The sequence below is a fragment of the Acinetobacter sp. 228 genome, from assembly GCF_048147885.1.
Window position 1 is genome coordinate 1 of the sequence record NZ_JAYWYV010000013.1, and the last position, 22,812, is coordinate 22,812.

A 22,812-nucleotide genomic window follows, 5' to 3' on the forward strand; every position below is an offset into this window, starting at 1 on the left:
TTTCGACAGTTAGTTAGCTTTTTAACCCCTAAACCTATGAAAATCGGGTGGGGATGATTTTTTTGTCGTGTGCAGAGGATGCAGATTATTCTTTTTCTTGCCACCAATGTTAAAGCAGCTTGATGTCATTTTAATGACAGGGCTTGGCGGGTATTTAAAACTGATATTTAAAAAAATTTCCTTTTCCTGTTTGGGTTTTACATGGTCTGCTGTGGCCAATTTGGTTAAGCTAATGCATGATTTAAATTTTCTAGATGACAGCTATGTTAAAAATTTACGGAATTAAAAATTGCAGTTCAATGAAAAAAGCCTTTGATCTGCTTAATGAGCAAGGTCTCGCTTATGAATTTCATGATTATAAAAAACAGGGCATCGATGCTGAAACAGTGAAAATCTGGCTGGACGCCTTGGGTCAGGATGTAGTTTTGAACAAAAAAGGCACTACCTGGCGTAAACTCGGCGCAGAAGAACAACAGATGGCCCTATCGAGTGAAGATGCTTTAATTAATGCATTAACCACCCACACCAGTTTGATTAAACGCCCTATCTTGGCGACCTCTGCAGGATTTATTGCGGGTTTTGATGAATCTGCCTATCGTAACTTAGATTCTTGATTCCTTTTTTAAACAAGCGCCATAAAAAAAGCCTGACATCCGTCAGGCTTTTAAATATCTACTTAAATAAATCAGTTGGCACGAATCCAGGTCTGGTTACGACCCAATGCCGCTACACCAATGAAACCACGTAGCTCAAGCTTCTTGCCACCATCAGCTAGCTGACCTTTCAACTTATAAGTTTTACCAGATTGTGGATCCAGGATTGAACCGCTGTCATAGCTGGTACCACCAGTATTTTTAAGACCTTTGACAATAGTCAAGCCTTTGAGTGACTTGTTCTTGTAAGGGCCTTCACACTTGGTACAGGCATTTTCTTCACCTGGAGTTAACACCGACTGAATGCTAGCTGACAAAGTGCCATTCTTTTGTTCAGTGAATTTAACCATCGCCTTCGGCTGCTTGGTTTTGTCATCAATGGTTTTCCATACCGTGCCATTTAAAGGATCCGCAGCATTAGCCAATGCAGATAAGCCTAGTAGTCCTAACATAAGCGCTATTTTTTTCATTTTTCTTCATTTCCTTAGTCTGAAAATAGACCAATCTAGTATTAAAAAGTCACAACAAATTTTCAATTTTTAGCTGTGACTATTTAGTGTAACCTTGTAAATATGGTTGGTAAATAATCTACATGATTAATAAAAGCACAAAAAGATGGAAGGAAAATGAAGATAAACGCGCTAACGAAACAATTAATTACAGAAAGCTTTTTAAAAACAGCCATTCGTGCCCCGAGCAGATTGAATCTTCCACCTAGTTCCATGCGTCTTGCACTGGAACAAATGTGCAAACTTTTCCCTCAGGACAAAACTGTGGAGATTCGCTCCCTCCGTCTGGCGGGGCTACGTGCTGAGGAGATCAAACCACAGCAGGAATCCAGCCAGCTGATTTTTCATATTCATGGTGGTGCATTTTATTTAGGCTCCTTAAAAACCCATCGTGCTTTTATGACGCAAATTGCAGCTCGGACCCAAATGCAGGTCCTACATGTAGATTATCCACTATCCCCTGAATCTGCCTATCCGGAAGCCCTGGAAGCCTTGTTTGATGTTTATCACCTGCTACTGGATCAAGGAGTGCAGGCCAAAGATATCATCCTGTCCGGCGACTCTTGTGGAGCCAATCTGGCACTGGCGCTGGCACTTAAAATACAGCAGGAAAATCTCCCACAGGTTAGCGGTTTGATTCTCCTGTCTCCCCTGCTGGATCTGACCTTAACCAGCGAATCTTTACGCTATAACCAGAAACATGATTCCCTGCTTTCTCTGGAAACACTTCAAACCGGAATTGAATATTATGTCCCGCGCTCAATTAACCGTGGCGATCCGGAAGTTTCCCCATTTTTTGCCGATTTAAACGGCTTGCCCCCGATCCATATTCAGGTGGGTTCCAAGGAAATTCTGCTGGATGATGCGACCCGTTTTAAAGAAAAAGCCGAACAGGCAGGTATCGAGGTTGAATTCAAACTGTATACCGGCATGTGGCATAATTTCCAGATGTTCAGTGCTTGGTTCGATGAAGCCAAACAGGCCTTAGGTGATCTTGCTGAATTTGCCCATGGTCTGGATCGGGATTAAATATAATTCAGCATGTAAAAAAGTCAGCCGCAGCTGACTTTATTCAGAAAGGAAAGGGCTGAGTTAAATAGCCTGAACCTGCTGTAATGCACTTTGCAGCGCTTGTGCTTTGGCAGTTTCGCCCATGTTAACTCCTTCGGCACGAATCACTTCAATATCCGTTACACCAGTAAAGTTAAATACGGTTTTCAGGAAAGCTTCCTGAAAATCAGCCGGGCTCTGCTCGCCATAAACCCCACCACGGCTACTGGCAATATATACTTTCTTATTTCCCGCCAGCCCCACAGGACCTTGTTCGGTGTATTTAAAGGTACGTCCTGCGACACAGATCCGATCAATCCAGGCCTTTAAAGTCGAGGGTAAACCAAAGTTATACATCGCGGCACCAATGACCACGATATCAGCCTGCAAATATTGCTCTAAAATTTTGTCACCCAAGGCGGTCTGTTCTGCATTTTGACCCATTAAAATCTCAGCATTCAGATGTGGAATGGGCTGTGCAGCCAGATCCAGATAGTCAACTTCAATTGCCTCAGCATATTTTTGCTGTAATTGCTCTACCACAGCCTGCGTCAACTGACGCGAAATTGAGGCTTCTCCTAAAATACTGGAATCTATCTGTAAAACTTTCATGATATGGCTCTTTCTTTACGGTTCTATTGGATAATTAATCCAGCTATTTTAAATATTCGTCATAATGAAATAATTAGCACCAATAAAACACATCATCCTGAATTTAGAACAAAACTGTATACTGCTTAAGCTCTCCGATTTTTAATTAAGGATGCTTTGACATAGCACTGAGCGCCTGCATCACAGGCTAAAGCCCACCAAACCAGATATAAAAATAACCAAACTGGATTAAATATTGTTGTTTATCAAGTACTCCAACTTATGTTATCTTATGTAAATAACGCCATAAATATCCGATAAGTCTTAAAAAAAACTGCCATAGCAATTAAAATCAGGCCGGGACCATGAAGCGAATATCGCCTGTACCAGAAAAAATACTGAAGCATAAAATCACGAAATATCTGGTCGAAGATGAAGTCGTGATGAACTGGAGTATTCTAAAAAAGTGCATCCTGATGCTGGCATTGGGATGCGGAGTACATCTGACCTGGCTCGGCTGGGATATTTTCGTGTTATTAAATCCCGAATATTGGCAATATGTTCATCTAGAACGGGTCTATACACAAATTACTCTGAACAGCAGCTTTCTGGTAATTCTATTTCTCCTGATTTTTCCCTGTTATAAATTTCAGGGGAATCAGCTGATTGAACGTTATCTGCCCTACATGGCAGTGGGTACTTTTGTTATCTCGTTGTGTCGTGACGCCTATCTCGTCGGGGTGATCAGCCCTGTGGCCACGACCTCCTATGTCTGTTTAATTATGGTGGGACTGGTGCTGTTCCATCGCACACTGGTCTATAGCATGCTGATTCCAGCATCCATTTTCCTAGGCGGATGTGCCTATTTAAGTTTCAGCCATCAATTGCCTTATTCACCGCTATTTAATCTCGATGGCGAGCTTTTTTATAATGGTTTCTGGCTGTTATCGATGCTGTATTTCATTTTGCCAATTCTGGCCGTCTGCATGGTATTATTCGAGATTCTGCTCAGTCAGTGGCGGCATCGCGAGCAGCTGATCAAACAGCTGAGCCAGATCGATCCGCTTACCAACCTGTTTAACCGTCGTAGCATCAATCAGTGTCTGGACAAACTGAATGCCGCAGCGACTCCCAATTATGCCCTGGTGTTGCTGGATCTGGATCATTTCAAGAAGATTAATGACCATTTTGGCCATCATAAGGGTGATGAAACCCTGGTAGAAGTGAGCGCCGTGCTGAACCAGCAATTGCGTGAAAGTGATGTGGTCGGCCGTTTTGGCGGGGAAGAATTTATTCTGGTGCTTAAAAATACCAGTCTGGAAAAAGCCGAACAAGTGGCTGAACGCTGCCGCATTGCCATTCAGCAATTGCAGATTTTCAGTGATGAGGGTGAGTTGATTCCGGTCACGGCCAGTTTCGGGATTGCCATTTCGACAGCTGATTTACGCCCACAACAATTATTGAGTCAGGCCGATCAGGCACTTTATCAGGCTAAAGCGGATGGACGTAATCTGGTCAAAGCCTATGTTGAGCCATTGACTGCCCAGATGCAAGTTTCCTAAACAGCCCAATTTCTGGATAATATTGAATACTAAGGCTTTTCGCTTTGCGCCAAACTTTGCAACTGGGCCAGCAATTCAGCTTCGCTAAATGCACCAGTCAATCGCAACCCCCGGATTTCCTGCTGCTGCGCATTCAAGAATAAATACGTCGGCGGTCCAAGAATTTCCCATTGATTTAACAGTGCTTGATGAGAAGCATTATATTGGCTTAAATCCAGCTTGATCAGGAAATATGGCGCAAGGGCCTGCTGTACCGCTGCAGATTTTAAAATCCGGTGTTCGATCGGCTGACAGGCGACACACCAGTCGGCATAGACATCAATAATGACCTTTTGTCCTTGTGGGACCTTGGCCAAAATCTGCTGAAATTCTGCCGCATTACGGGCCACATGCCACTTGGCTTCTGTACTCGCCTGCTCCACAAAAAACCGCTGACTGTGCTGATATTGGCTATAAGCAATATAAGGCACGGCCAATGCCAGACACAGGATATACAGCCATCTTAGACCAGTACGATGCCAGAAAATCCGGAATAGTACATAGGCAACAAAGGCCATGCCCAAAGCTAGGGATAACCACTGTAAAACAGCTTCTGAAATCAGCGGCCGAATAAAATACAGCGCCAGCGCCAGCATGATAAAGGCAAAGAGCACTTTAATCTGGTTCATCCAGTGCCCGGCTTTCGGTAGAATCCGCGCCCCCAGAATACTGGCCAGTAGTAAAGGTGTGCCCATTCCGAAACCCAGGGTAAACAGTAGCAGAGCTCCCTGCCACTGACTTTGGGTCTGGGAAATAAACAACAATGCACCTGCCAGCGGTGCAGTCATGCAGGGTCCGACCAGGAGTGCCGAAATCACTCCCATAATACCCGCACTGACCAGACTACCTCCCTGCTGCATGGCCTGTGCCCGGTCCAGACGATGAACCAGACGTTGTGGCAGTTTGATTTCAAACAGGCCAAACAGATTCAGGGCAAACAGGACAAATAGCAGACTAAATCCGATCAAGGTGGCGGGTTGCTGCAACCAGCGCTGGAAGTTCAGGCCGGCTGAAGATGCAATTAAGCCAAGTACCGCATAGACAGCAGCCATACTGCTGACGAAAGTCAGTGCAATCATCCAGGCTTTCAGACCTTTGCTGTCTCGTACAATCAGCGACGTCAGAATCGGCAGCATCGGCAAGGAACATGGGGTAAAAGCCAGTAATATTCCCAAACCAAAGAACAGCAAAAGCCCATAACCTAAAGAGCGTTCAAGCAGCTGGGCTGACCATTTTTGGTCTTGTGCTGCATAGGGTCCGGTTTGCCAGTCTGATGCGGAGAGGTTATCTACAGCAGACTCTGAGGAACCTGCTGTATTAAACAGGGTATTTTGTTGCGGTGAGGCGCTATTCAAATCAAGTAAACGTTTTGTTCCTGATCCGGCTGCTTCAAATTGTACCAGACCAGATAAATCGGTCTTGAACTGGATGGTTTGTGGCGGATAACAGATCCGGTCTTTAGCACAGCCCTGCCAACTGACCTGATAGGATTGCCCCGCCTGGGTCGGAATCTGAAACTTTAACTGCTGATAATAAACCTGGGTATGCCCATAGTTGTCATCATATAAATCTTCAGCTGGCGGCAATTCAAGCGCTAATGCCTGATTCCCCTGCCGCACTTCAATTTTATGCTGATACAGATAATAGTTGTCTGGAATCTGCCAGCTCAGTTCAGCCTGCTGCTGACTGGTGGAGATCACAGTTAACGGAAAAGCCTGCTCGGCAGACAACAATGCCGTTTCCGCCTGAGCAGGACTACTGAATACAGAGCAGCCTAAAATGAGCGGGACAAGTACTTTCCCCCAGACCGGAAACTGCGAGTATTTGATCATCTGTAAACTAAACCGCTTAGAACAGGACAGATAAGCCTAGGCCTGAGAAGTAGCTTCGATCTATACCATTCAGATCTACACCTACACTGGCGTCCAACTGGACACGATCGTTTAATGCATACATCACTCCAGTGCCAAGCGCGTATTCATTATTGACTCCTTCAGCCTTACGGTAAACCAGTTCAGAATAGCCTGACCAGCGATCTTTAATCTGGTAGCCTAAAGATGGAACTGCCACAACTGCCCAGTGACTGTCCTGCCATTCATAACGCATGGTGATTGCTGTGCTTACCAACTCATTATACTGATAAGAAACTGCAGAACTGAGGCTGTAAATATCCTCTTCATTACTAAAACCGGCATTTCCTGTCGCAATAATTGCTTCAGCCAGCAAGGCCATACTTAGTTTGTCATCATCCAGATCAATGGCTTTTTTTAGACCGATACTGATATCACCCAAGCCGTCTTCGTCATCGGTCTGACCATTGGATTTTACTTGCTTCCATCCAGGACCATCCCAGCCCAGACGTAGTTCTAAATCCTTGGCAATCCCGGTACGTAACAACATATCTGCATTAAGTCTGGTAATCGTCTGCTCGCCTGAATCGCTATACTGAACTGTGGGCAATCCCTGTTCCCAGGCTACCTTTCCTACGGGAGTGATGCCGGTACCGAGACCTTCACCAGGCCGGTCAAATTCAAAATCAGCTGCGAAAATTTGGGCACTACAACTCGCCAGTGCTATCAGACCCAAAATTCTTAATGTTGTCATATTCAGGCTCTTTTATAAAATGTATTTAACCAAGCTCTTTGGTCATTTTTGCGCCATGACTACGAAGTAGTTCGAGCGTCTGTTTTTCTTCTTGCAGGGCTTCTGACCAGTTAATTTCATCAAAATCACAGTCAAAGAACAGGTCACTAATTGAAGATAAAATTGTCATGCCATCTTCATCTTTGCTATTCGGATCTACTTTTTCATCAAGTAAACGCTGTACGGCAGGTGCACATGCGGCACTTGCAGCATCCCAAAGCGGACCATAAATTTCTTCAGCATCCCAGAGATGCAGATTTACTTTAGCCTGGATCAGCTCTTCCAGAATCTGTAAATGCACTTGCAAACGTGCTTGCTTTTCATCTTCTAAAAGTGGGGTGCCGGCTTCATACAACTCGCACACCTCTTCCCACCATTTAAACAGGCCATCCGACCAGACCGAAATCACCGGTCCTTTGTCATGATCTACAAAATTTGGATTGAGTCCACCTGCCAGCAGCTGTTTGACCTGTTCCAGATTCAATTCTTCGAGTGCTTGCACAAAAAGCTGTTGTTGCGCAGTTAACATGATGGAACTCACTTTAATTCGTTTTCGACTATTATGCCGAATAAAGAGGCTTTTGTTGTATTTCCAGCAAGTATATTTTGGTTTTAATATGAAAAAAGCCCCGCAGGGCTCTTTTCAAATCGTTCCGAAATCAGTTTTCTGTATCTACTGTATCCGTATCTGCAAGTTCCAGTGTACCTGCACGAGGGTCATCATTTTTCTCGATAACATGTTCCAGACTGCGTTTCAGCCGGTCAATAGCACCACTAATCGCAGTCGCTACACTCGGTGCACGATGATTGACCACTACTGGTTTCAATCCTGCAGGCCGTGCTTCAATCATGCAGCGAATATCGTCTTCACCGCCTTTGGCACCATTTTCATCACTAAGATGGACTGAAAAATGGGTAATACGTTCGCTGTGGCGCTGGAATTCCTGATTCAATTCTGCACGTACATACTCAATTAAACGATCGCTATTCTGAATGTGCTTATCTGTACGGATTTCAATATTCATAAATTACCACCCTCGAATCTCTGTAACTTTTTTAGTGCAAAATTCTTTATCTTGGCACGCTCTTAACTTGCTGTTTCACATTGTATTTTACATCTCCAAATGACTGGACTTCTAACCTCCACTTTGAATGATGAACACATTTTTTGAGTCTGCAGAATCGTGTCCTTATATCTAGAATATCGGCCCTATCTGGAAAATATGCAAGTGGTATTTTGGATTTTTAGCAAAAGAATAATTGATTGCGACAAGTACTTACCGAGTTAAAAACAACTGATGAGTTATGGTGTAGTTGCAATATTATTTATGTGACTGGGTATTGAACTCTTCATTATAAAATCTGCTTATAACTTGCAGCCGCCCATTAGCCTCAAGAATACAAAAAATGAGAGAAAATTATTAAAAATAATAGATTTTATATTTAGAATCACTACGGATAAGCAGATTATTTTTTCAGTCTAGTGCGCGGTAGCAGAAACAACTTTGCAAAAAGTTTAGTTTTGGCTGTTTAAGCAGCAAGATTAAACAATCCAGATGTTTTTTTATCTGAATTAAAGCTGGACAAATAGCCAATAATCTAAAATTATAGCCCCGGTTTTATGACATCAATGGTGAATAAAATCTAAAAGAGCAATACCTTCAAGATTTAAGTGCCAAGCCATGAGTTCTTTTCATCTGCTATTACCTAAAAATAATATTTTATGATAAAAATCCAATTATTTTTAATAACTTAATCTCCTCATAAGCCTCTTATACCTACTGAATGTTCTATGCTTGTTTATAGATAAATAATGTTTTGCCGTCTTAACAAGCAAACAAAGATCACTCTTTTTCGACTTTTTAAAATAAAGACTTAGAAAATTCAGACCGGAATAGCAGTAATAAGACTGATTCCTCCGCGGTCATGACTCCCTGAATATTTTGGCTAGATCCGCAATTTTAACTTTATTTTTACTTATTAATCTGTATGCTTATTCTGCTTTCTTGGGGGAGAGATTTAAATGAAATTTACACAACTCGCAGCACTTTGTGCATTGGCTTCAACTGCAGTATTTGCTCAAGCAAAACCTGTATGGCAGGACTTCAGCATTACTGGTCTTTATGGTGAACACTATGCCTTCCCGGGTGCAGGTGACGATAACCAGCAAACCACTGCAACCTTTGAATATGCTGCCAAGTTGAACTACGGGGATTTCTTCGGTTTTGCTGACCGTACTCATAATGACTCAGGTAATGCAACGTATTTTGAAGTATCACCTCGTTTGAGTCTGGGTGCTGTCACCGGTCAAAAGCTTGAACTTGGACCGATTAAAGATGTATTGATTGCGGGTACATGGGAAGGCAATAGCGCTAACTATCCTGGCAGTGATTTTAACAATTATCTGTATGGTGTTGGCTTTGACCTTGAAATTCCGTATTTTCAGTATACTCAGCTAAACTTCTACAAGGCCGATAATGAAAAAGGCTCTGAAGACGATTACCAAATGACTGTGGTGTACGCTATTCCTTTCAAAGTTGGCACCGAAGACTTTCTTGTTGATGGATTCCTTGACTGGTCTACTGCTGAAAAAAATGGTCATGCGAGCGAGCTTAACTGGACTACCCAATACAAGTGGAATCTGGGCAAACATATCTCTCCAGAAACCCGTCTATACCTGGGTATTGAACATTCAGTCTGGAATAACAAATATGCTGTGAAAGGTACGGACGAAAACAATGTCAGTGCCCTTGTGAAGTATCACTTCTAATTGATGTATGATCAAAAGCAGAACTTCGGTTCTGCTTTTTTTAAACCATAATTTCAGCTTTACCCTAACAGAACAAGAATATGCCTGATTTTGACATTCGCCCTGCGACCGAACTTGATCTTGAAACCATCCTTGAGATTTATAATCAGGAAGTGCTCTATGGCACTGCGACCTGGAACAGAACGGCTTTTGATCTGAACTATTTCAAAATCTGGTTTAAGCAGCTTAAAAATCAGAATTTTCCAGTTTTTGTGGTTGAAGATACTCGAAATCAGGTCGTGGCTGGTTATGCCTGTTATGATCATTTTCGCAGTATTCAGGGCTTTCAACAGACGGTTGAACATTCCATTTTTTTAAATCCGGATTATGCAGGACAAGGTCTGGGTTCTAAATTATTGCAGTATTTAATTGAAAAGGCTCAAGTACAGAAATTGCATATTATGGTTGCCGCAATTGATTCAGAAAATACCTCGTCACTTCGCCTGCATGAAAAACTGGGCTTTATTCAAACTGCGTATATGCCACAAGTTGGACAGAAGTTTGGGCAATGGCGTGATTTGGTCCTATTACAACTCAATCTGGATCAGGGTTAATTAACTTTTATTTTAAATTCTTCTCTTGATCTATTTTCTTAACATCAGCCTCCCACTGTCTTTATCACTTTCATATTATCTGATTTTTACTAGATTGGATTACAACAGAGATATTATTTACTTCACAGGCTTGCTATGTTTTATTCGAATTAAACTCATACCGAATAACACCATGTACAAATCTCTATTTTCTATTGCTCTTTTAAGTTTAAGCGCGCTCACTTTTGCTGATTCAGAGTTCGAGAAAGAATTGCATTCAGGCTGTAGCAAAGTGCAAAGTTACGCAAATAATGGCAAGAAATTCTACGACCAGAAACAATATCAAAAGGCCATCGCGCAATTTGAGCAACAAGCGGCCTGGTCATCCTTTTGTGCGATGAATGTAGAAGATGGCGGTACAGCTTTTTCTGAACGTGATATCACCACGGCGTTTAATAATGTCGGTATAAGTTATGCCAAGCTAGGCAAGCCGCAATGGGCACGCGCCTGGTTTTCCGTTTTCCCGAATGCTAAAGCCAGCCAGTTCAATCTAAAACAGTTACCTGTACCAAAAAAACCGAAGAGTCTTGCAGGGAAATATGTCCGCTATGCAGGTTTTGGTCAGTGGAATACGATGGAAGTTAAACAGGCTTCGAATGCCTACCAGATTGAGTTTAATGGACTCTATATGGGTTTACGCAGTCTGATTTATGGTCCTAATATGGGAGAATTTTCAACCCGGATGCCGCTGAATAAAGCTCGAGCCAATTACAGCGTAGAAGATTGCAAAATTGATTTAAAATTTCAGTTTAACGCTCAAATTGGACAACAGATTGGTGTGAATAGCAGCAATCCGATGTCTTGTGGTTTTGGACATAATGTCTCGGCGGATGGCATTTATTTAAAGGTTGAGTGATTGCCGATTCAGCGATATCTTATTGCCCTATAAAAAAACATAATATTCAAAATATTATAGGGAAAATATGGCTAAATTTTTAAATACCAGTGCAACCAATTTTTTCTTAGAAGAACTGATTAAAAATGCCAAAGAGCGTTTAATTTTAATCAGTCCTTATTTACGTCTGAATGATCGTATTAAAGAGCTTCTTGAAGACAAAGACCGGTTAAAAATTGATGTTCGAATTGTTTATGGCAAAAGTGATTTACATCCTGAAGAAATTAAATGGATTCAAAAATTAGATTATGTTCGTTTAAGTTTCTGCAAAAACCTGCATGCGAAATGCTATCTCAATGAATCAGAATGTATTATTTCCAGTTTAAACCTCTATGAATTTAGCCAGGTCAATAACAATGAAATGGGCATTTCAGTACGTAAGTATGAAGATGATGACGTTTTCAAAGATGCGTATGAAGAAGCGCAGCGCATTATTCGGATTAGTGAAGAAGTTCGCATTAGCTTAGATGAAGTTAGAATAGATAAGGTTGAAGTGCAAAATGAGCGCGAAATAGAACAAGAAAATGTAAAATTCAAGAAATTAACCACAGCAAAACTTGCTTCTAAATTTGGAATCAAGACTCCTGATTTGCTCGAACAGCTGGTGAATAAAGGCTATCTTAAACTTGAAAATGATAAGCACTTTTTAACGGATACGGGCAAAGCGATAGGCGGTGAATTTAGAACCGGACAATTTGGCATGTACTTCCTTTGGAATGAAAATACAGAAATCTAATCCTTCCATTATTAAAAAAAGATTTCCCCTCTCTCTTTAGGAGATGAGAAACTCTGCTTGGTAAGAGGAGATTTAAAATTTAATCCCTCCAAACCTCCCTTTAAAAAAGGGAGGCTTCAGAAGCATTAAATCGCCACCAACTCCCGAATTCCCTTCTCCGGCATTTCACTGCCTACACCTTGCGCCACGACTTGCCCACGTGCCATCACGGTATAACCATCGGCAAGTTCTTCAGCAAAGTCATAAAACTGCTCAACCAGCACAATCGCCATCTCACCACCATCCGCCAGTTTACGAATGACCCGGCCAATGTCTTTAATAATGGATGGCTGAATACCTTCAGTCGGTTCATCCAAAATCAGCACACGCGGTTCAGAAGCAAGGGCTCGTGCAATGGCAAGCTGCTGCTGCTGACCACCGGACAAATCTCCGCCGCGGCGGTGCTTCATTTCCTCCAAGATAGGGAAAATTTCATACAAATGCTCAGGCACTTTACGTGTCTTTGCTCCTTTAAATTTCGCCATGCCAATCAGAATATTTTCCTCCACCGTCAGCGTTGAAAAAATATCTCGACCTTGTGGCACATAAGCCAAACCTTCACGTACACGCTGTTCAGGACTGAGCCTGGATATGTCTTTACCATCCAGCAAAATCTGTCCGGATTTAATCGGTAAAATACCCATCAGGCATTTAAGGAGCGTGGTTTTCCCCACACCATTGCGTCCAAGTACCACCGAACATTCACCCACAGGTGCAGCCAACGACACATCACGTAAAATATGACTGCCACCATAAAATTGATTGACGTCTTTGACTTCTAACATCGCGGTCTCCTTAACGTCCTAAATACTTTTCAATGACATCTTCATTGGTTTGTACTTCTGCCAATGTGCCTTCTGCTAAAATTGCGCCTTGTGCCAACACGGTGACTTTTTCACTAATGGTATCAATGAAGCTCATGTCATGCTCGACCACGACTAGGGTGTGATTTTTCTTGAGTTCTAAACACAGCTCCGCCGTGCGTTCAGTTTCTGCATCGGTCATGCCTGCTACAGGTTCATCCAGTAAAATCAGTTTTGGACGTTGCATCAGCAACATGCCGATTTCTAACCATTGCTTTTGACCATGTGACAGTAAGCCAGCAGGTTTATGAATAAATTCTTGCAGACGAATTTGCGTTAAGGACTCATCTAAAGCATTTTGTGCATCAGGATCGAGCTTGCTAAAGAAACTCTTTTTCACCCGCTTGTCTTTGGGTGCAGCCAGCAGCAGATTTTCCATCACTGTGAAATTTTCAAACACTGTTGGTTTTTGAAACTTGCGCCCAATACCAGCTTCGGCAATTTCTTCGGTGCTCATTTTCGACAAATCATAGTTTTGCCCAAAAAAAGCGCTGCCTTCGGTTGGTCGGGTTTTGCCGGTAATCACGTCCATGAGGGTGGTTTTCCCTGCCCCGTTCGGCCCGATGATGCAGCGCAATTCACCCTCTTCGATATACAACGACAAATCATTTAGGGCACGAAAGGCATCAAACCATACACTGACTTTTTCCAGATATAACGCAATGCCGTGAGTAAAGTCTGCGCCTTGTTCTCTTGGACGACCATAGCCTTCAGAAGCATGACCACCATGAGGTTGTAGGATCTCGCTCATTCGCTACGCTCCTTTTTAAAACGGTCAAACAGACCAATAATGCCTTTCGGTAAGAAAATGGTGACCACAATAAATAGCGCACCCAAAATGAGTAACCATGCTTCAGGATAAGCCGAGGTGAAATAGGTTTTTACCCCGTTAATGACACCTGCACCAATCAATGGACCAATCAGTGTGCCACGTCCACCCGCTGCCACCCAAACCGCCATTTCAATGGAGTTCACCGGGTTCATTTCACTTGGGTTAATAATGCCGGCTTGCGGCACATACAACGCCCCTGCAATCCCGGCGATCACCGCAGAAAGCACCCATGCCGAGAGCTTGTACCAAAGCGTGCGATAGCCCAAATATTGCAGACGATTTTCGCTGTCACGAATCGCCCCCAACACCCGGCCATAAGGTTTATTCATTAAATGACGTAAACCCACAAAACAGAGCAGCAGTACCAGTGCAGTGATAAAGCACAGGCTGGCACGCATAGATGCCGAGGTAATGTCCATACCTAAAATGGTTTTAAAACCGGTAAAACCATTGTTGCCACCAAAGCCGGTTTCATTACGGAAGAAAAGTAATGCAGCGGCAAAAGTCATGGCTTGAGTAATAATCGAGAAATACACGCCTTTAATTTTCGAGCGGAAAGCAAAGAAGCCAAAAATAAAGGCAATGATGCCCGGCACTAACACTACAAGTGCGAGCGACCAAAGAAAGTACTCCGTACCCACCCAAAACCATGGCACTTCCGTCCAACTGAGGAAGCGCATAAAGTCAGGAATGCCATCCCCTGCAGACTGGCGCATCAGGTACATCCCAAAGGCATAACCGCCAAGGGCAAAGTACAAACCATGCCCCAAACTTAAAATGCCGGCATAGCCCCAGACTAAATCCAGTGCCAAAGCGACCAAGGCCAAGCACATGATTTTGCCAATCAAGGTAACCCAATAAGCAGATAAATGCAGGGTTGAATCGGCAGGTAATAAATGTAGCCATGGCAATGCCAATAAGATGGCAAAGCACACGGCTATGGCAATCCCGCTATGTGGTTTGTCGGATAATAATTGTTTAATCTTCATGTGCTTACTCCACAAAACGACCTTTGATGGCAAACAAACCTTGTGGACGTTTTTGAATAAACAAAATCACAAGCACCAAGAGAACAATTTTTGCCAGTACCGCACCAATGCCAATTTCCAAGGCGGTACCGCTAATACCTAGACCAAGCGCTGCAAGGACTGCACCCCACACCTGACCTACACCACCGACAACCACCACCAAGAAGGCATCAATAATGTAGTTTTGCCCTAAATCCGGCCCGACGTTACCCACTTGTGCCAAAGCACATCCGGCTAACCCTGCAAGACCTGAACCTAAACCAAAGGCCATCATATCGATACGACTAGAACGAATACCGACTGCTCGCGCCATTTGACGGTTTTGTGTCACCGCACGAACGAAGAGACCAAAACGGGTTTTATTCAGTAGGTAAACCAACAACAAAAGCACTGCAATGGTAAAGACAATAATCGCAATACGGTTATAGGGCAGCATCAAGCTTGGAGTAATCGAGATCCCGCCTGACAGCCAGGAAATGTTCGATACTTCAACATTTTGCGCACCAAAAGTCATGCGTACCAATTGCATCAGAATCAGGCTGACACCAAAAGTGGCAAGCAAGGTTTCCAACTGGCGACCATAGAGTGGACGAATCACGGTACGTTCAATCAACATGCCGATCAGCCCACTTACCAAGAATGCCGCAGGAATCGCGGCGATTAAGTACCAATCGACATAGCTGCCCAAATAGCTTTTAAACAGGCTTTGCACCACATAAGTGGTATAGGCGCCAATCATAATGAGCTCGCCATGTGCCATATTGATGACACCGAGCAAACCGTAGGTAATCGCAAGACCCAGTGCAGCAAGCAACAAAATACTGGCGGTACTTAAACCTGAAAATAAATGTCCTGTCCATTCGCTGGCTTGAATACGGGTTTTAATACTGCTTTTCGCTTCAAGCAAAGCCGCTTTCAGTTCAGGATGGATATTCGGCTGTGCCAACTCATTGTCAATCATCGCCAAGACATCAGGACGATTAGAATCTTGTAAAATTTTTGCGGCTTGAATTTTGACGAGCACATCTGAGTTTTGATAATCCAGACGCGCTTTCAACTGTGCCAAACGGGCTTTGACTTTATTGTTTTGTTCTTTTAAATACAGCGCATTGATATGTGCTATATCAAGTTCTGCAAGATTGCTTTCATAAATATCAATCGCTTCTAAACGCTCAGAGGCATCATCCGACTTCAACTTGCTTTGTGCCAAACCAAAGGTCAGTGCTTTACGCAAGGTATTCACCAAAGTGACTTGTGCAAGGTCACTTGGCCAATCTGCAACGACATCTAAACTTGGATAACTGAGCAACTGATTATCGGCTTCTAAAATATAAGTTTGTCCTTGAGAACCGCTATAAAGCTGGTTGTTTTCAACATATTCTGCAAGCTGATCTAACTGTTCAATACTGCCTGGCCATTGATTGAGTAAAGCACGACGTTGAGCAAAATCACCTTGCACAAATTGCTGAATCGCATCTTGTTGTTGTATCGCTATGGTTGAATTATTGTCTTGTAAAGAGGTTTCTGCTGTTGCCATTTGCATACAAAATATTTGTATAAAAAACAGAAAAATAGTGGCGATATTCACACGAATATTCATTATATACACCCCTATTCCATTGGAAGTTTTCCGTGGAGAGTAAGAAAAAAATCAGGGAATGCCTGCTACGGCTGTAGCAGGCAAAAGATAGGTCTTATTTAGGAATGTACGGGCTCCAAGGCTCTGCTTGAATAGTTTGAGATGTTTTGTAGACCACATCAAACTGACCATCACCACGAATCTGACCAATCATGACTGGCTTGTGTAAGTGATGGTTGCTTGCATTCATTTTGAGGGTATAACCCGATGGTGCTTTAAATTCCTGACCTGCCATCGCTTCGCGCACTTTATCGACATCTGTGCTGCCCGCTTTTTCAACCGCTTGCTTCCACATATTGATACCGACATAAGTCGCTTCCATGGGGTCATTGGTCACAAACTTGGCTGCATTTGGCAGTTTGTATTCCACCGCATACTGCTTCATCTTGTTCATAAATTCAGTATTACCTGGATTTTTCACTGACATGAAGTAGTTCCATGCGGCTAAATGTCCCACCAATGGTTTGGTATCAATACCACGCAGTTCTTCTTCACCCACCGAGAACGCCATCACTGGAATATCAGAAGCTTTAATGCCCTGATTACCCAATTCACGATAGAACGGTACATTCGAGTCACCATTAATGGTGGAGATCACGGCAGTCTTTTTACCGGCTGCAAATTTCTTCACATTGCCCACAATAGTTTGATAGTTGCTATGACCAAATGGAGTGTATTCTTCCATAATATCGGCATCTGCAACGCCTTTAGACTTTAAGAAAGCACGTAAAATCTGGTTGGTGGTCCGTGGGTACACATAGTCCGTACCGAGCAATACAAAACGCTCAGCCTTACCTCCTTCCTCACTCATCAAGTATTCCACCGCAGGAATGGCCTGTTGGTTTGGTGCAGCACCGGTATAAAAAATATTTTTTGATTGTTCTTGGCCTTCATACTGTACGGGATAGAACAATAAACCATTGAGTTCTTCAACAACGGGCAAAACAGATTTACGCGATACCGATGTCCATGCACCAAAAATCACCGCAACTTTGTCTTGGGTAATCAACTGCCGTGCTTGCTCTGCAAATAGCGGCCAGTCAGATGCAGGATCAACGACCACAGGCTCTAATTTTTTACCGAGCACACCGCCATTGGCATTAATTTCTTTAATAGCCATTAAGGCAGTATCTTTGAGTGATGTTTCGGAGATTGCCATCGTGCCTGACAATGAATGCAGGATACCGACCTTAATCGTGTCACCACTGGCGGCTGCTTTTGGCTCACTCTCACCTGTTGGTGCTGCATCATTTGATTTTGAACATCCTGTTAATGTAACAGCCCCTGCCATAGTTACGGCTAAAATACTTTTTGAAAATAAATTGCGTTGGAACATCAGATTTTCTCCAAACTTTATAATGGTGCATGTTTCATGCTTGTCTTGTTTTACATCTGCTTGGAGTGATTCAATTTCTGTGCCAAGACTTCGAAAAATAAAAAAATTACTTTAACCTACCTCATTATTTGTATTATTAATCATAGATTTAGTAATACTGAAAAGAAATCATGGTCTATTTAAATACTGAGCCCCAATCCATCCTTAAATAGCTTTGGTAAAGACCAATGAAAATATGATCAAACTAAAACGGAAGAGCGTGTACAAAAAAAGTGCAGCTCATTGAATATTTTTTGCACTGTTTTAAAACAAAAAATCCCGCGCTTGCGGGATTTTTTGATTGCTCAAATTCGATAGTTTAAACCACCAAATCTGCCAGATTACCTTTTTGCTCCAGCCAGTCTTTGCGGTCACTGGCACGTTTTTTTGCCAAGAGTTTATCCAGTAGACCTGCGGTAAAATGCGCATCATCCAGATCCAGCTGCACCAGACGGCGCGTGTTCGGATCAAGTGTAGTTTCACGCAACTGGCTGGCATTCATCTCGCCCAGACCCTTAAATCGGGTAATTTGCGGATTCTTGGTTTTGCATTTTTTCAGGATGCTGTTCAGCTCGTCTTCATCCAAAGCGTAGTGCACATCTTTGTTGTCATCAATCCGGAATAAAGGCGGCATGGCGACATACAGATGCCCTTCTTCGACCAGAGTTGGGAAATGCTTCACAAACAGGGCGCAAAGCAGGGTCGCAATATGCAGACCATCCGAGTCGGCATCGGCCAGAATACAGATCTTGCCATAACGCAGCTCAGACAGATCATCTGAACCCGGATCCACGCCAATGGCAATCGCGATGTTGTGTACTTCCTGAGATGCCAGTACTTCATCAGAAGAGACTTCCCAGGTATTTAAAATCTTGCCACGAATTGGCATGATCGCCTGAAAATTCTTGTCACGCGCCTGCTTGGCCGAACCGCCCGCAGAATCCCCTTCCACAATAAACAATTCTGACTGGTCTAGATCATGGCCTACACAATCCGACAGTTTCCCCGGCAAAGTTGGACCCGCGACAATCTTCTTACGCTCAACTTTCTTGGCCGCTTTCAGACGGCGACCGGCTTTGGAAATGGCCATTTCAGCCAGTTGCATGGCAATGTCAGAATTCTGGTTCAACCATAATGCAAAGGCATCTTTGGCAATATTCTGCACAATCCCTACTGCTTCACGGCTCGACAGACGTTCTTTGGTCTGACCTGAGAACTGCGGCTCCTGGAATTTCAGTGACAGGATATAGTTCACGCCGTCCCAGACGTCTTCGGCAGAGAGTTTCATATTCCGCGGCAGCAAATTACGCAGTTCACAGAACTCGCGCATCGCATCAGTCACGCCTGAACGCAAACCATTCACATGGGTGCCGCCCTGCGCGGTCGGAATCAGGTTGACATAAGATTCCTGAACACTTTCACCACCTTCAACATTCCAGCAAATCGCAAATTCTGCGCTGGCGCGCTCTGCATCACCTGTGGCGACAAAAGCTGGTGCCGGAATAATTTCACGGTCTTCCAACTCATCCATCAAATAGTCAACCAGACCATTTTCAAACTGCCAGGTGATCTTTTCATCATTGATCTGATCAATATAATTGATCTGTAAACCTGCGGCCAGAACAGCTTTGGCTTTGAGATTATGTTTTAACGCTTTTAAGGCAAATTTAGGCGAATCAAAATATTTAGCTTCTGGCCAGAAGTGAACTGTTGTCCCGGATACCCGTTTTGGTGCCTTACCTGCCAGTACTTCAAGTGGTGCAACCGGTTCGCCATTTTCAAAGGCCATTTTATACAGGTTACCCTGACGCCGTACCGCAACTTCAACACGGGTCGACAGTGCATTCACCACCGAGATCCCGACCCCATGCAAGCCACCGGAAAACTGGTAGTTATCGGTACTGAACTTGCCGCCGGCATGCAGTTTGGTCATGATGATTTCAATACCGCTCTGGCCATATTCCGGGTGTATATCTACCGGCATACCACGGCCATTGTCTTCGACTGACAAAGAACCATCTTTATAGACCGTGACGGTAATTTTATTGGCATGCCCTGCCAGTGCCTCATCGACAGCATTATCAATCACTTCCTGGGCCAAATGGTTGGGACGAGAAGTATCGGTATACATGCCCGGACGACGACGGACCGGGTCCAGACCAGACAGAACTTCGAGAGATTGAGCCGTATATTGAGACACGTTATTCGGTTTCCTTTTTTATGCAGTCCAATAAAAACTGTAAGACGAACGGAATTTTTTCCGCAAAATCATCCATCCCGTGACTGCCATGCGCTTCAGTCATCAGCATAGCCGGGGGATGCGCAGCACTATAATAACGATGTGCTTCACGATAATCCAAAACTTCATCACCTTGTTGCAGCAGAACCAGTATTTTGTCTGCATCTTGTGCAACCGGCAGGGCCAATTGTTGCAGTTGTGCCATATCTGCCTCATCCAGACACCAGTTTGGATGTACCTGATAAGGTAACTGCTCATCAAACAGTTCACGAAACAGTTGCCATGGTCGCATTGCCGGATTGATCAGTACAGCAGGCACAGCATGCTGTGCGACCAGATGTGTCGCATAAAATCCCCCGAGACTGCTGCCCAGCAATGCGACCTTTTGCATTGACTCAATCAGCGCGGACACATGTGCAATGGCAGCATTCGGTGGCATGTTTAAATCAGGTAAATGTACCCGGATCTCTGGATACTGTGCACAGTAGTGTTGCAGCAATTTCCCCTTGATCGAGTTCGAATTACTCTTAAATCCATGCAAATAAATGATATTCATCAACTATCAACAAAAAACCCATCAATCATCAAAATTTAATTTAAAAATGTGAAGTACACTACTTTTTATAACCTGTTAATTGCTTAAATTGTCTGACAAAAAAGCTCAAAATCTTTTCTCATTCTCGTTATTTTAATCGAAGGCTCTTAAAAAATCTGGAAACCCAACAAGAAAAAGAATTTATACCGCGAAGTTCTTTAAAAAGAAAGACAGTACTACACGCGGCTCAATGAAAGGACAGGATCAGATGCCAAGTTTGACACCGTTACATGAAACCTATTGTCGCTGGGACCGAACCCCGCCGAGTCAGGCCGATGTACTGGAAGGTCTGGCGCAGCTGGTCACGATGCGCTTTAATGATGTGATCCAGGAGCTGGTCAAGAGTCTTCAACGCGAAATTTTAATGAGTATTTTTGGTTTAAGTGAAAACAATTCACAGAAAATTCAGAATATTCCTTCGATTGTGCGGCTCTACCAAATGTCTTATGACATGCTGTTTCATTATGGCAATACCCTGATTGCTCCCGCTTTGCGCCAGATTATTGAACGGTTTCCAAAACTGCACAACAAACCGTTGACTCCTTCCTTGCATTTCCTGGTCAGTGCCTTAAATGGCATTATCGGGGACTACCTGCTGAAATATCAAAATCCTCTCGCCCTACCGATGGTGATCTATGACCATTATGGTTCGCTGCAAAAAGGTGAGCTGAGCGGCCGTATTACCCTGTTTGTACATGGCCTGTGCATGAACCATTTAGACTGGTCAAATCGCAAATATGAAGGAATCGGTGAAAAATTACTGGCGCAGCGCAGCCGCAATACCATGCTCTACCTGAACTACAATACCGGACGCCGGATTTCTGCCAATGGTCACAGTCTGGCAAATACCTTACAGGAACTGGTCACCCGCAATCCGCGAATTACCAGTATTGACCTGATTGGACATAGTATGGGTGGACTGGTCTCACGCAGTGCACTGTTCTATGGCAAGCAAAATATGTATGGCTGGGTCAACATGGTGGAGAATCTGGTCTGTCTGGGTTCACCGCATCATGGTGCGGTACTGGAACGTTTTGGCTTTAGCCTGCAGGACAAACTTGGACATTTTCCACTGATCCGGCTAATTGGCCATCTGGTCAATATCCGCAGTAACGGGATTCTGGATTTACGCCATGGTAGTGTTCGTGATGATGACTGGGAGCATAATCCGCTTCGGATCGGCCTTATGGATGATCACCGCAAACCTGCCCCGATTCCCTCTCATATCGATACCTATCTGGTTGCAGGTACCATTGAGTTTGAACACCGCAAGAACAAGACCTTGCATATGATTGGCGATTATCTGGTCAGTTTGAAAAGTGCTTTGGGCGAGCACCCTAATCCTCGTTTCCAGCTCAAAGTCCCGGATGCACATAAGGCTATTTTCTATGGCCTGAACCATTTTGAAATTCAGTATCATCCACTGGTGGCCGAACAGATCGTACGCTGGTTTTATCCAAGTGTAGAAGATGAAGCCTTTGATCAGATTCATGAATATCTAATGGACCTGGACAGCCTGGAAGGCATTGCCCTGACCTAAACTCAAGCACATAAAAAAGCCCTCGATTAAGGGCTTTTTTATGACTGACTGAATTAATATTTGTCTCTCAGTCGTTTAACCGGTACGGTTTTATATTTACGCAGCAGTTGCCATACACTGACCAGCAGTAAAATACTGAAAAAGATCAAGGACCAGACAGGCAAGGATTGGCCCAGGAAGGTCCAGTCAACCGTGGCACATTCCCCTGAACCATTGAGCACCTGTTGTAATACAGACTGCAACGGCAAGGTTTCCAGCCAGTATTCCAGACCGGGACCACAGCTCGGCACCTGATCTGGGGGCAGGTTCTGCAGCCAGACATGCCGCGCCGCCACCCCCACAGACCACAAAATACTGAGCGAACCCAGCAAGGCATAAAACCGTTTCATGAGATTGGATGCAGGGTTATGCAGACATGCAATGAGGGAGATAATCCCCAGTCCGATTAATCCGACACGTTGAAACACACAGAGCGGACAAGGTGCAAGCCCTTGTACATGCTCAAGATATAAGGCAAATGCCATGCCGATGACAGCAGCCAGAAACAACACCCCACTCACGAAGCGATAACCCCATTGCATG

General features: G+C 43.7%; 22 protein-coding genes. 8 read left to right on the forward strand and 14 right to left on the reverse strand.

Annotation, left to right across the window (positions count from 1 at the left end; translation table 11 throughout):
* Positions 1-263: 263 nt before the first annotated feature.
* A complete protein-coding gene (locus tag VXQ92_RS10600; protein ID WP_064095081.1) occupies positions 264-614 on the forward strand; it encodes a Spx/MgsR family RNA polymerase-binding regulatory protein in 351 nt (116 codons plus the stop codon).
* Positions 615-685: 71 nt separating this feature from the next.
* Here the strand turns inward: VXQ92_RS10600 and VXQ92_RS10605 are convergent, their stop codons facing one another.
* The gene (locus tag VXQ92_RS10605; RefSeq protein WP_064095082.1) at positions 686-1,123 is read right to left on the reverse strand and encodes a DUF2147 domain-containing protein; all 438 of its coding nucleotides are present in this window, start codon (positions 1,121-1,123) and stop codon (positions 686-688) included.
* Positions 1,124-1,279: 156 nt separating this feature from the next.
* On the opposite strand from VXQ92_RS10605, the gene VXQ92_RS10610 reads away from it, so the two are divergent.
* Positions 1,280-2,191, forward strand: a complete 912-nt coding sequence (locus tag VXQ92_RS10610) for an alpha/beta hydrolase (protein ID WP_064095083.1) — start codon at positions 1,280-1,282, stop codon at positions 2,189-2,191.
* A 63-nt stretch (positions 2,192-2,254) separates the two neighbouring features.
* Here the strand turns inward: VXQ92_RS10610 and VXQ92_RS10615 are convergent, their stop codons facing one another.
* A complete protein-coding gene (locus tag VXQ92_RS10615; protein ID WP_191731009.1) occupies positions 2,255-2,824 on the reverse strand; it encodes an FMN-dependent NADH-azoreductase in 570 nt (189 codons plus the stop codon).
* 344 nt (positions 2,825-3,168) lie between these two features.
* Between VXQ92_RS10615 and VXQ92_RS10620 the strand changes: the two genes are divergently transcribed.
* Positions 3,169-4,365: a GGDEF domain-containing protein gene (locus VXQ92_RS10620; RefSeq protein ID WP_064095085.1), complete on the forward strand. Its 1,197-nt coding sequence runs from the start codon at positions 3,169-3,171 to the stop codon at positions 4,363-4,365.
* 29 nt (positions 4,366-4,394) lie between these two features.
* On the opposite strand, the gene dsbD is transcribed toward VXQ92_RS10620, so the two are convergent.
* From dsbD to VXQ92_RS10640, 4 genes are all read right to left on the reverse strand, one after another.
* Positions 4,395-6,236, reverse strand: coding sequence for a protein-disulfide reductase DsbD (dsbD, locus tag VXQ92_RS10625; protein ID WP_416681492.1), 1,842 nt, complete (start codon positions 6,234-6,236; stop codon positions 4,395-4,397).
* Positions 6,237-6,252: 16 nt separating this feature from the next.
* Positions 6,253-7,008 (reverse strand): transporter, encoded by a 756-nt coding sequence (locus VXQ92_RS10630; RefSeq protein ID WP_191731008.1) that lies wholly within the window; start codon positions 7,006-7,008, stop codon positions 6,253-6,255.
* Positions 7,009-7,033: 25 nt separating this feature from the next.
* The gene (locus VXQ92_RS10635; protein WP_416681495.1) at positions 7,034-7,576 is read right to left on the reverse strand and encodes an ankyrin repeat domain-containing protein; all 543 of its coding nucleotides are present in this window, start codon (positions 7,574-7,576) and stop codon (positions 7,034-7,036) included.
* 130 nt (positions 7,577-7,706) lie between these two features.
* Positions 7,707-8,072: an HPF/RaiA family ribosome-associated protein gene (locus VXQ92_RS10640; RefSeq protein WP_064095089.1), complete on the reverse strand. Its 366-nt coding sequence runs from the start codon at positions 8,070-8,072 to the stop codon at positions 7,707-7,709.
* Positions 8,073-9,070: 998 nt separating this feature from the next.
* Between VXQ92_RS10640 and VXQ92_RS10645 the strand changes: the two genes are divergently transcribed.
* The 4 genes from VXQ92_RS10645 to VXQ92_RS10660 all read left to right on the forward strand — a co-directional run bounded on the left by VXQ92_RS10645 (position 9,071) and on the right by VXQ92_RS10660 (position 12,080).
* On the forward strand, positions 9,071-9,817 hold the full coding sequence (locus VXQ92_RS10645) for an outer membrane protein OmpK (protein ID WP_064102593.1): 747 nt from the start codon (positions 9,071-9,073) through the stop codon (positions 9,815-9,817).
* An 80-nt stretch (positions 9,818-9,897) separates the two neighbouring features.
* Positions 9,898-10,410: a GNAT family N-acetyltransferase gene (locus VXQ92_RS10650; protein WP_416681498.1), complete on the forward strand. Its 513-nt coding sequence runs from the start codon at positions 9,898-9,900 to the stop codon at positions 10,408-10,410.
* Between the two features lie 172 nt (positions 10,411-10,582).
* Positions 10,583-11,305, forward strand: a complete 723-nt coding sequence (locus VXQ92_RS10655) for a hypothetical protein (protein ID WP_416681500.1) — start codon at positions 10,583-10,585, stop codon at positions 11,303-11,305.
* A gap of 67 nt (positions 11,306-11,372) precedes the next feature.
* On the forward strand, positions 11,373-12,080 hold the full coding sequence (locus VXQ92_RS10660; RefSeq protein WP_416681502.1) for a phospholipase D family protein: 708 nt from the start codon (positions 11,373-11,375) through the stop codon (positions 12,078-12,080).
* Positions 12,081-12,205: 125 nt separating this feature from the next.
* On the opposite strand, the gene urtE is transcribed toward VXQ92_RS10660, so the two are convergent.
* From urtE to VXQ92_RS10695, 7 genes are all read right to left on the reverse strand, one after another.
* Positions 12,206-12,904, reverse strand: a complete 699-nt coding sequence (urtE, locus tag VXQ92_RS10665; RefSeq protein ID WP_191731006.1) for an urea ABC transporter ATP-binding subunit UrtE — start codon at positions 12,902-12,904, stop codon at positions 12,206-12,208.
* 10 nt (positions 12,905-12,914) lie between these two features.
* Complete coding sequence (gene urtD / locus VXQ92_RS10670; protein ID WP_416681505.1) at positions 12,915-13,733, reverse strand: urea ABC transporter ATP-binding protein UrtD; 819 nt, start codon at positions 13,731-13,733, stop codon at positions 12,915-12,917.
* Entirely contained in the window at positions 13,730-14,803 is a 1,074-nt protein-coding gene (urtC, locus tag VXQ92_RS10675; RefSeq protein ID WP_416681508.1) for an urea ABC transporter permease subunit UrtC, read from the reverse strand. The genes urtD and urtC overlap by 4 nt, the downstream gene beginning before the upstream one ends.
* A gap of 4 nt (positions 14,804-14,807) precedes the next feature.
* The gene (urtB, locus tag VXQ92_RS10680) at positions 14,808-16,442 is read right to left on the reverse strand and encodes an urea ABC transporter permease subunit UrtB (protein WP_191731004.1); all 1,635 of its coding nucleotides are present in this window, start codon (positions 16,440-16,442) and stop codon (positions 14,808-14,810) included.
* 94 nt (positions 16,443-16,536) lie between these two features.
* Positions 16,537-17,817, reverse strand: a complete 1,281-nt coding sequence (urtA, locus tag VXQ92_RS10685) for an urea ABC transporter substrate-binding protein (RefSeq protein WP_144724135.1) — start codon at positions 17,815-17,817, stop codon at positions 16,537-16,539.
* A 358-nt stretch (positions 17,818-18,175) separates the two neighbouring features.
* Positions 18,176-20,056 carry a DNA topoisomerase IV subunit B gene (gene parE, locus VXQ92_RS10690; RefSeq protein ID WP_064095105.1) on the reverse strand — a complete coding sequence of 627 codons (1,881 nt, stop codon included), beginning with the start codon at positions 20,054-20,056 and terminating at the stop codon, positions 18,176-18,178.
* A 1-nt stretch (position 20,057) separates the two neighbouring features.
* A complete protein-coding gene (locus VXQ92_RS10695) occupies positions 20,058-20,651 on the reverse strand; it encodes a YqiA/YcfP family alpha/beta fold hydrolase (protein ID WP_416681512.1) in 594 nt (197 codons plus the stop codon).
* Between the two features lie 247 nt (positions 20,652-20,898).
* Here VXQ92_RS10695 and VXQ92_RS10700 point away from each other — a divergent pair, with 247 nt between their 5' ends.
* Positions 20,899-22,230, forward strand: coding sequence for a hypothetical protein (locus VXQ92_RS10700; protein ID WP_416681515.1), 1,332 nt, complete (start codon positions 20,899-20,901; stop codon positions 22,228-22,230).
* A 53-nt stretch (positions 22,231-22,283) separates the two neighbouring features.
* On the opposite strand, the gene VXQ92_RS10705 is transcribed toward VXQ92_RS10700, so the two are convergent.
* Positions 22,284-22,811, reverse strand: coding sequence for a disulfide bond formation protein B (locus VXQ92_RS10705; RefSeq protein ID WP_144724134.1), 528 nt, complete (start codon positions 22,809-22,811; stop codon positions 22,284-22,286).
* Position 22,812: the final 1 nt, after the last annotated feature.